9 protein-coding genes and 1 rRNA gene are annotated in these 9,796 nt (G+C 56.9%); all 10 read left to right on the plus strand.

The window, feature by feature from the left end; genetic code table 11:
• Positions 1 to 53 precede the first annotated feature (53 nt).
• Positions 54 to 2,546: a type II/IV secretion system ATPase subunit gene (locus D3D01_RS19655; protein WP_121513441.1), complete on the plus strand. Its 2,493-nt coding sequence runs from the start codon at positions 54 to 56 to the stop codon at positions 2,544 to 2,546.
• Positions 2,543 to 4,579 carry a type II secretion system F family protein gene (locus D3D01_RS19660; protein ID WP_121513442.1) on the plus strand — a complete coding sequence of 679 codons (2,037 nt, stop codon included), beginning with the start codon at positions 2,543 to 2,545 and terminating at the stop codon, positions 4,577 to 4,579. The genes D3D01_RS19655 and D3D01_RS19660 overlap by 4 nt, the downstream gene beginning before the upstream one ends.
• A 56-nt stretch (positions 4,580 to 4,635) precedes the next feature.
• Positions 4,636 to 5,160, plus strand: coding sequence for a hypothetical protein (locus D3D01_RS19665; RefSeq protein ID WP_101350322.1), 525 nt, complete (start codon positions 4,636 to 4,638; stop codon positions 5,158 to 5,160).
• 2 nt (positions 5,161 to 5,162) lie between these two features.
• A complete protein-coding gene (locus D3D01_RS19670; RefSeq protein ID WP_101350321.1) occupies positions 5,163 to 5,735 on the plus strand; it encodes a hypothetical protein in 573 nt (190 codons plus the stop codon).
• Positions 5,729 to 6,640 (plus strand): hypothetical protein, encoded by a 912-nt coding sequence (locus D3D01_RS19675; RefSeq protein WP_121513443.1) that lies wholly within the window; start codon positions 5,729 to 5,731, stop codon positions 6,638 to 6,640. Before D3D01_RS19670 ends, D3D01_RS19675 begins: the two co-directional genes overlap by 7 nt.
• Positions 6,637 to 7,101, plus strand: a complete 465-nt coding sequence (locus D3D01_RS19680; protein ID WP_121513444.1) for a hypothetical protein — start codon at positions 6,637 to 6,639, stop codon at positions 7,099 to 7,101. Before D3D01_RS19675 ends, D3D01_RS19680 begins: the two co-directional genes overlap by 4 nt.
• Positions 7,098 to 7,847, plus strand: coding sequence for a hypothetical protein (locus D3D01_RS19685; RefSeq protein ID WP_121513445.1), 750 nt, complete (start codon positions 7,098 to 7,100; stop codon positions 7,845 to 7,847). The genes D3D01_RS19680 and D3D01_RS19685 overlap by 4 nt, the downstream gene beginning before the upstream one ends.
• A gap of 517 nt (positions 7,848 to 8,364) precedes the next feature.
• The gene (locus D3D01_RS19690) at positions 8,365 to 8,601 is read left to right on the plus strand and encodes a UPF0058 family protein (RefSeq protein WP_101350317.1); all 237 of its coding nucleotides are present in this window, start codon (positions 8,365 to 8,367) and stop codon (positions 8,599 to 8,601) included.
• Positions 8,602 to 8,741: 140 nt separating this feature from the next.
• On the plus strand, positions 8,742 to 9,038 hold the full coding sequence (locus D3D01_RS19695) for a translation initiation factor eIF-1A (protein WP_049919665.1): 297 nt from the start codon (positions 8,742 to 8,744) through the stop codon (positions 9,036 to 9,038).
• Positions 9,039 to 9,671: 633 nt separating this feature from the next.
• Positions 9,672 to 9,796: ribosomal RNA gene (locus D3D01_RS19700) — 16S ribosomal RNA — on the plus strand; the annotation flags it as partial.

The following is a 9,796-nucleotide window of genomic DNA, read 5'->3' on the forward strand; positions in this document are numbered from 1 at the left end:
GCTACATTTGATGGGGGTAAAGTTTTTTCCTGCCTAACGGGAGATGAATAACAATGGCTATCGATGATACTGGGGGAGGTGAGTCAGAGCAGGTCAATAGTGGGGGGAGCCTGACTGACAAGCCTGTACGGGTCGGCGAATACACGTGGGATGATCTCCGGCGGGAGGTCCACGACGGCGGCCGGTTTGACCGGAGCGTGTACCTCGGCTTCGAGCCGAGAGAACTCAGTCAGCGACTCGAAAACGCGGCGAGCGCCGGGAAAACACTCCAAGCGCCATTCGAAGAGTATCTTGATCCAACAACGACGCCAGTCGCGAAAGATATCTACACGTGGGAGCATTTCAAACAGGAGTATTATTACGAGGACGGCAGCCTCCCCCGTGACAGTGACGGCGAGGTCATTCCTTTCGATGCAAGTGAGTATCTAACCTTCGACCCTGAACACACGGAAAACAAGCTCTCCGCCGCCGAAGGCATCGCCAGTGAACTGCACGAGTACGTCGACGAAAACACCGTCGACGTGAATCCGGAACTGGACGAAGACGAGTTCTTCTCGACACGAGAGGGCCACACAACTGTCGTTAACCGCTATGACCTCGAAAAAGCCGTTCCCCAGTCGAAGAAATCCCACTTCAGGGAACTGGAACGGTACTGGGTGAACAAGCCCTACGCCTGCGTCGTCATCTTCCACTCACGGAAAGAGAACGAGAAGAAGTACTACGTCATCGAGCCGTATCTCACCGACATCGAGATCGACCTTCGGGAGTTCCTGTCGGGCAAACTCAAAACCGCGATCAAGTATTCTGAGGATGACGTGATCGTCCAGGGGACCGACGCCGACCGGGCACAGGTCATCCAGCGGGAGGCCGAACAGCTCCTTTCACGGTACGACCTCTACGACGGCTCAGTCTCCGGTAGCGGCGAAGAGAGCGTTCTCGGCCAGGTCAAAGAGCTGTTCGGACTAGACGAGGAGACTCAAAGTGAAACCACGGGGCAACTCTCCGGCATCTCGACACGTCCGGAACCGGCTATCCTCGAAGACGACGAACCGAAACTAAACGAGTATCAGGTCGAGAAGCTGCTGTACATGCTCAAGCGGGACTTCGTCGGCTACGCCCGCATTGACGGCGTCAAACACGACATCATCGTGGAGGACATCTCCTGTGACGGGTACAACTCCCGGGTGTTCGTCTATCACACCGACTACGAGCAGATCATCTCGAACGTCGAACACGGCAAGGGCGAACTCGACGACTTCGTCGTCAAACTCGCACAGCGTTCCGGGAAGGGTATCTCGAAGCGCCAGCCACAGGTCGACGCGACGCTCCCGGACGGGTCGCGTGCGCAGTTGACGCTCGGCCGTGAGGTGTCCGATCACGGGACCAACTACACCATCCGGCAGTTCAAGGACGTCCCGTTTACCCCGGTCGACCTCATCAACTGGAACACCTTCTCTTTGGACGAGATGGCGTTCCTCTGGCTCTGTATCGAGAACAACAAGAGCCTCATCTTCGCCGGCGGTACTGCTTCGGGGAAGACGACCAGCCTAAACGCTGTCTCGCTGTTCATCCCGTCAAACTCCAAGATCGTCTCCATCGAGGACACGCGTGAGGTCGAACTCCCACAGCGTAACTGGGTGGCCAGCGTCACGCGCCCCTCGTTCGGTGAGGACGACAAGGGCGATGTCGACGAGTTCGACCTGCTGGAGGCCGCGCTCCGCCAGCGACCCGACTACATCGTCATGGGTGAGATTCGTGGCGAGGAGGGCCGGACGCTGTTCCAGGTCATGTCGACCGGGCACACCACCTACACCACCTTCCACGCCGACTCCGTGGGCGAGGTCATCAAGCGGTTCACCACCGAGCCAATCAACGTCTCGAAGACGCTGTTTACGGCGCTCGACCTCGTCTCGATTCAGACCCAGACGCGGGTCGACGGGAACAAGGTCCGCCGGAACAAGTCCCTGACCGAAATCAACGAGTACTCCGCCGAGAACGACGAAATCAACGTCCGGGACGTCTACGAGTGGCGCGCCGAGACGGACGAGTACATCCAGATGGGGAACTCCAACACCCTCGAAGAAATCAAGTTCGACCGCGGGTGGACCCAGGACAAACTCGACGAGGAACTGTTCAAGCGGAAAGTCGTCCTCGCGTACCTCATCGAAAAGGGGCTAAACACCTACACGCAGGTCGCAGCGACAATACAGGCGTTCATCAACGACCCCGAGACCATCCTCACGCTCATCGCCAACGACCAGCTCGAACTGTCGCTTGAGGACCTCCGAGAGATGGAATCCGTCAAGATCGACATCGACCCGGAGAAAGAGGAGATGGTGCCCCGGCCGGACGCGCCGCCGGAGATGGTCGAGGAGACCAAGCAGGTACTTGATAACGCACAACCGCTGTTCAACACCTACAAGAGCCGCGAAACCCCGGATATCGTCTCGGCGCTGATGGACGATTCTGAGGAGAGTGATGACGAAGACAGCATCGACTTCGGCCAGTTCGTTCCGAAGGCCGGTGCGGAGGCAGATAGCGAATGAGCCTCGACACACCGGGTCAGCAACAGGTCGGCAGCGGCGGTGCGCTCGGTGACACGTTCTATCCGGCGTACCAGATGGTGTTCGACGACGAGGGCGACTTCGTCAACAGCGTCGAGAACAAACTCGCAGAGGCCCGGATGGCCGACAACGTTGAGATGTTCCTTGCACGCGCACTCGCAGTCGGTGTCATCGCCGGCTTGGCGCTGTGGCTCGTCGGCACGTTCCTCGGGTATCTGCTGGTCCAGTTGCTGTTTACCGGCGGAGAGGCCCCGACACTCATCGGGATTCCGGTGTCTGAGAGCGTCTCAGCGATCCTCGATATGCTGAAACTCCCATTCCTCGTCATCGTGACCGGGTTCGTATTCGGTGCCATCGGGTTCGGAATCGGGTTCGGGTCGCTGGTCTCGATACCGTACTTCCGTGCGAGCGCGCGCGAGCGCGAAATCAATGTCCTGTTGTCCGACTCGATCTCGTTCATGTATGCGCTGTCCGTCGGCGGGCTCAACCAACTCGAAATTCTGCAATCGATGGGGAGGGCCGAAGACACGTACGGTGAGGTCGCAAAGGAGTTCCAGTCTGTCGTGCTGGAGACGGAGTATTTCGATACCGACTACCGGACTGCTGTTCGGAATCAAGCGCTCCAGACCCCCTCGGACGAACTGTCGCAGTTCCTGACGGATATGCTCTCCATCATCAACTCCGGCGGAGACATGACCTCCTTCCTCGAAGATCAGAAGGAAAAACACATGCGAACCGCCCGGCAGGAACAGGAGAAGATGCTGGAGACGCTGGAGCTGTTCGGCGAGATGTACATGACGCTCTCGCTGTTCCCGCTGCTTCTCATCATCATTCTGGTCATTATGTCGATGATGGGTAACGCCCAGAAGTCGCTCATTTACGGCACCGTGTACGGGCTGATTCCCTTGACCGGGCTGGGCTTTCTCGTCCTCGTCTCGACTGTCACGCAGGACTCCATCGGCGACGGCTATCTGCGTTCGAGCCCCGGTGAGAAGGAACTCGTCGTCGACGAAGGTGTCGGCGTGTTCAACCTCGGGCTCATCGAGAGCTACACAGGGACCTACAGTGTCTTCGACCGGATCAAGAGCCGGGAAGGAACTCACGAACTCCTCGCTATCCTTACACGGCCTGACCTGTTCTTCCGTGACCATCCGCTGTTGGTGCTGTGGCTGACGGTTCCGCTGTCAATTCTCGCTGTCGTCGCGGCTATCGTCATCGGCTGGGCCCCGCTATCGCTGGATGGGATGATCGCTGTCCCGGTTCGGTCGACGTTTTTCTGGGTGTACGTCCCGATGTACCTCAATTTCGTCCCGCTGATGATATTCTACGAATGGAACCAACGCTCTCGGAAGGCGATCATCGGAAAGCTCTCCGAGAACCTCCGCAAGCTGGCGTCGGCCAACGACACTGGGATGACGCTTTTGGAGTCGGTCAAGGTTGTCTCTGAAACGTCCTCGGGAAAACTCTCTGAGGAGTTTGAGACCATCCACGCGAAGGTCAACTACGGCACGAGTCTGAAAGATGCACTCCGGGAATTCAACAACAAGTACAACGTCCCGCGGCTGGCGCGGACGGTCAAGCTCATCGCTGAGGCACAGGAAGCCTCCAGTCAGATTCAGGACGTGCTTTCGACGGCTGCACAGGCCTCGGAAAACCAAGACGACATCGAACGGGAACGCAAATCACGGACGCGGATGCAGACGGTCATCATTCTGATGACGTACCTGACGCTGCTCGGCGTGATGGCGTTGCTGAAAACACAGTTTCTCGACGTGATGTCAGGGCTGGCGACGCAGGCGTCCGGGGCGAGCAATTCGAGCGCGCCCGGCGGCGGGTTCGGTGGCAGCGTCGACACGGAACTGCTGTCGATGCTGTTCTTCCATGCGGTGACGCTGCAGGCGTTGCTGTCGTCGTTTATCGCCGGTTACATTCGGGAAGTGAAGCTCGTCGCAGGCGTCAAATTCGCGGTCGTCCTGTCGACGATTGCACTGGTGGTGTGGATCGCCGTGGGCTAGCATCCAACTCGCGGGTCGACAGCGGACGTATCAAATACAAATAGGGTGTGTGGGATATGGATACAAGAGCACAAACACCGCAGGACTTCGCCATCGGAGTGAGTGTCCTGCTCGTGACGATCATCGGGGTATTGGCATTCGTACAGGGCAGTGCGGTCGGCGTGTACGAATCCCCAGACGTACAGCGTAACCAACCAATTGCAGACAGGGCGGCGACGTACCTTGTTGAAAACCACTCGGTTGAGGGGACACGGAACTTCATTCGATACAACACGAGCGGTGGGATCAACGAGTCCCTCAACGAGGACAGTTCCGAACTCGATAACCTCAAGACCAACGCCGGACTCGATGTCGCGACGGAACGCCGCGTGAATCCACGCGTGAACGTAACGGTAGTCAACGCGTCAGCGCTCAAAGCAGGAACACGGGACCCGGCAGTCGATAGCCACGGCCAGCGGCTCGCTTGGGGGCCTGATGCCGCCGGTCGAGACAACGTTGCGTCGACGACCCGTGTCGTGAAACTGACCAACGCAACCGGCCAGTGTGACCCGGTCTGCTGGCTCGTCGTGAGGGTGTGGTAACGATGCGCGGCCAAGCCTACACGCTGGAAGGCGTTCTCGCGGCTATCGTCGTTGTGACGGCGACCGTCTACGGCCTGTCAGCAGTCGACACCGGCCCGTTCCAGACAGGCGCTCAGCAGCGGACGGCGGCACTGGAAACACGTGCGAGCGACACGCTATCACTGGCGGCAGAAACCGGAGCGCTGCACAACGCGACGGCGTGTTACAGCGTCGGCACACCGACACTCAACGGCAACCAGACGGGTAGCTCCACAGCGTTCGAGTCGATGTTGAATCGGAGCTTTGACCGGCAGGGAGAACAGTACAACCTCTACTTCAGTTACTGGGACTCGGATTCGAGTGCACGACAGACCGCGCTCGTCTCGCAGGAATCAGACGAGAACGTCGTTGAGAGGCCGGCAGATGCAGCCGTCGCAACCGAAACAGTGACACTGACCGACAATATGCCCGCCCGGATCGGCGACTGCAGCGGTACCGGCCCGTCCCTCTCGGCTGTCGACGGGTATTTCGCCCCCGACGCGGAGCCCGACTCTATTGTCTACAATGTCGTGGAGGTGCGTCTGGTCGTATGGTAGCCAACGAACGCGGACAACTGTTGTTGATCGGTGGCGTCGCCATCGCTATTGTCGTGTTCAGCACGATACTGTTTGCCCACAGTCTCGCTGTCACTGACGGTATCACGACCACCGGAAGTGCAGATACTATTGAGCGTTCGGCTGACCGCGAAGCCTCCGTTGAGCGGGACCTCGGTGTGCTTGCAATTAAGGCACGCGGCGACAATCTCGACGGATTCGAGGGGCGATATGAACACGCGCTCCAGAACTACACGCGGACACACAACCGGGTTGTCGCAAGCAGCGGCGGCACCTATCTCAACGCGACGCTGAACAAGTCCGCGTCGCTTGGCACAGAAGTAAATCAGACATCTGATGAAAAGATAACCAACCAGACCGGAGCAGAAAAAGACTGGACGGTTGTCAGCGACGCTGACCGTATTGTTGGGTTCAACTTCACCTTCACCGAAGCTAATGACGATGGAAGCCCATCTCCATTTAATATCACGGTAAAAGGAGCCAACAGTAATTGGTGGGCGCTGGAAGTTTACCGTAACGGTACCGGACCAATTAAAAATAAAACGATAAAAGTCAAAAATAATACCTCACCGGGGGGTAATTCTGTCTGTTCCGCTGAAAACTCTGGGGTAGACTTAGAGGTTGATCTTGTTGCAGGGACGTGTAACGATGGGAGTGGTTTCAAAACATTCAGTGACGTAACTGAGCCGCCCTATGAAATCAGCGTCACAAAAGGTCAGAAAGCCAAAGGGACATACCGGCTGGTAGCGATCGGCAACTTCCCTGATTCGAACTATAAATCAACAAACATCGGGCAATACCCAATTATCCCCGCCGTCGACACGACATACGACACACCGTCCGCGAGCTACAACAGAACGGTACTTGTGGAGGTAGATGACGGATGAGCCTCGAACATGCCCTGTCCGATACGCGCGGCGTCTCGCCGGCAGTCACGCAGGCGCTCACTATTGGCATCACGTCGCTGCTGGTGACTGGCTTGCTCATCGGCGGGAGCCAGATGGTCGAGTCACAGCGTGAGCGAGTGACGGAAGAAGCTCTAGAGAACATCGGCGATGGTATCGCGCGCGACCTCATTCGCTTGGATGCATTCGATACCGAGACCCTCAATTCGTCAGTGTCGTTTCGAGCGACATACCCGGAACGGATCGCGGATCAGTCGTATAATGTCGAGGTCACTGGGGACCCGTCACGAACGCGCGTGTACGTGAACGCATCAGGGTTGAATCGGTACGCTGTCGTCCGGTTCGAGAATGAAACTAGTGTCTGCTCGTCTGTCGTCTCTAGCGGGCCGCTGGCGGTTTCGTATAATGCGACAGCCAACTGTATGGAGGTGACACGCGGATGATCGCACAACTGTCAAACGGTCACGACCGCGGTGTGTCCGACCTGCTCGCGTTTACGCTCACGTTCAGTATCATCATCACCGGCATTGCGCTGGTAACGCTTGGTGGGCTTGGTGCCTTCGACGCCATTCAACAGGGAGCGACAACTGATGTCGCCGAAACGTCGATGATTGGGTTCGCAGAGACGACGGACGACCACATCCAGAGCGAAGCCCCACGACGAACCACGAGTATGAAACTACAGGGCCACGGACTCTCCATCCGGTCGTCAACCCTGAACGTGACTGTTGACGGACGGTCCGCGAATATTTCCACTGGAGCGTTCATCCGGGAAACCGATTCGGGGACTGATATCGTCTACACCAGCGGTGCAGTGTACCGGGTTCAGGAGGAGGGACTGGTTGTCTCACGGAAACCTGGCTTTCGGTGTACTCCCGAAAGCGGCAGCGTCTACCTTTCTGTCCTTTCGCTTGATGGACAGACGGATTTCTCGTCGTCGAGCCGCATTACCATCGAGACCACTATCCAGAACAGGACGCTTGTTTCGCCACGGGCTGGCAAGTCACCTTCCGCGACAACCGTCTCAGTCAACGTCTCGAAGACTGCGTACCCGGATGCGTGGCACCGGCTGTTCGAGGAGGAACCGTCGCACTGGTCGGACCATTCGGAACCGCATACATATCAGTGTACTGGCATCAACCGCGCTGTTGTCCACAATACGTCGGTCGGTGTCAGGACCGTCACTTGATGATCCCTGTCTGCGGTACATACACCTGCTGCTACAGAATCCGACCCTGAACGGGAAAAAGTCGTTATGCAGCAGCAACCAGCGCTGCAATGAATGACCACTCTGTCCCGCTGTCTGCTTCTTCTTGTTTCGCCATAGCCGCAGTCTTGTCTCGTGGGTGTTTCCAGTTCATCACGGCCATAGGTACGTGCTCACCAGGTATTAAGTGTTCGATATCTAATATATTTCGTGGTCTTTCATGATTGAGAGCGCTTCGCAGGTCAATAGTCCGTTACTCCCTTGGAACAGTAGCGACAGAGAACTGCCATAATTGCGTTTGCACCCTTCATTTAACATCGATAATAAGTATATGAATAGTACCAACTGAAGCCGAAACCCGGGTTGTCGGAGTTATTGCGCTGGTATTCCATCCGATATTTGTACCTGAGACTGATGTGGACTGTATCTGAATGGGCACCACGTGTGGGTCGTTGGCAAGGTAGTACTATTACCCTCCACATCATAAGATTGGACACTAATGAAGAAACAAGAACTCATTCACCTTCACAGCCTTCTCGCGCAGGTACAACACCACTACGAGCACGAGGCGGACACAAGCGTCCAGCATGATCTGTACGCTGACCTTGGTGTGAAACCGACGTCGATCCACAAATCAAAGACAGATCATAAGGAAGCGGTGTTTGCGCTCGCATCCGGACTGACGGATGCGATGTCCGAGGAAGCCGACGAACCGCAGGCGCTGACTGCCGACTGAATCTACGTCTTGTCGTCAGTCCGTTCTTGGATTTCACTGTTTCCGATAGTCACTGGTCAATTCCTGTCATGGCACGGCGGCATGGTACACGCTATCTCGCCTCTCAAACAACTTATACGGACGGCGACCGTGTTTATACTGTGAGCGACGATTCAGGGCGGCGGAATCTCCGCATGCCTACAAGTGACGAGATGTTCGCAGTGGTAACAGAGCACCTTGGCGGGAATCACGTCCGTATTCGCTGCGAGGACGGTGAAACTCGACTCGGTCGGATTCCGGGCCGAATGAAGTTCCGGACCTGGATCAACGAGGACGACATCGTTCTCGCTGAACCGTGGGACTGGCAAGACGAGAAGGCCAACATCGAATGGCGCTACAAGGGACAAGACGCTGACCAGCTCCGTTCGGAAGGCCACATTGACTCGCTGACCGCCTGATTTTACCACTGTACGCGCGTCCTGGTTCACGATGACGGTAAGATATTTCTCTGTCGCGATCAGCGCTGGCCCCTGTTCTGAGCGATAGCTTCCCCGGCGTCCCGACACTTGTTTTGTCACACCGTTTAGTACACTACAACTGTCTACCGTCAGGTTCGTAACCCTCCCGATTGATATATAATGGATTGCTGGCCCTTGGCTGCTGGGCCCTGTGTCAAAGTCCAAATATAAAGACACCTTGGATCATAGACATCCTGTCGCTGTCTTGCGGTTATTCGTGTCACGGCATCACGTTACGTATGCGTCGTGTGTGTCCTGCACAGGGCAGGTCCGAGACGATTCATTTATATGTTCCCCCGTCTTCTGAACTAATGCGAAGGTCGCACCGGGCAGCGAGCCCGGGTCGACATGCTCGGTCGGCCACCTGGGTCGGCCCGAGCCACGAACGGAACTCGCCTTCCCTTCTGGGGTTGGCGAGATCCACGCTATGAGGATTCCACCCCTGCGGTCCGCCGTCAAGATGGAATCTGATGTGAGCCCACGGACCCATGCAGTAGTCAACACTGGCGTAGGAACCAGTGTGTTTGCTTCCGACGGAGTGCAACCACTTCCGCCGCTGATGTATATCAGCACATTCCGGTTGATCCTGCCGGAGGCCATTGCTATCGGAGTCCGATTTAGCCATGCTAGTCGCACGAGTTCAGACTCGTGGCATATAGCTCAGTAACACGTGGCCAAACTACCCTACAGACCGCGAT

The organism is Haloarcula sp. Atlit-7R (genome assembly GCF_003666065.1).
Classification (GTDB): Archaea; Halobacteriota; Halobacteria; order Halobacteriales; family Haloarculaceae; genus Haloarcula; species Haloarcula taiwanensis.

What these genes read in the sequence shown, in the direction of transcription:
- D3D01_RS19690 (WP_101350317.1), top strand. Translation starts at nt 8,365, where the DNA reads ATGAAGAAACAAGAACTCATTCACCTTCACAGCCTTCTCGCGCAGGTA.
- D3D01_RS19685 (WP_121513445.1), top strand. Translation starts at nt 7,098, where the DNA reads ATGATCGCACAACTGTCAAACGGTCACGACCGCGGTGTGTCCGACCTG.
- D3D01_RS19680 (WP_121513444.1), top strand. Translation starts at nt 6,637, where the DNA reads ATGAGCCTCGAACATGCCCTGTCCGATACGCGCGGCGTCTCGCCGGCA.
- D3D01_RS19665 (WP_101350322.1), top strand. Translation starts at nt 4,636, where the DNA reads ATGGATACAAGAGCACAAACACCGCAGGACTTCGCCATCGGAGTGAGT.
- D3D01_RS19655 (WP_121513441.1), top strand. Translation starts at nt 54, where the DNA reads ATGGCTATCGATGATACTGGGGGAGGTGAGTCAGAGCAGGTCAATAGT.
- D3D01_RS19670 (WP_101350321.1), top strand. Translation starts at nt 5,163, where the DNA reads ATGCGCGGCCAAGCCTACACGCTGGAAGGCGTTCTCGCGGCTATCGTC.
- D3D01_RS19660 (WP_121513442.1), top strand. Translation starts at nt 2,543, where the DNA reads ATGAGCCTCGACACACCGGGTCAGCAACAGGTCGGCAGCGGCGGTGCG.
- D3D01_RS19675 (WP_121513443.1), top strand. Translation starts at nt 5,729, where the DNA reads ATGGTAGCCAACGAACGCGGACAACTGTTGTTGATCGGTGGCGTCGCC.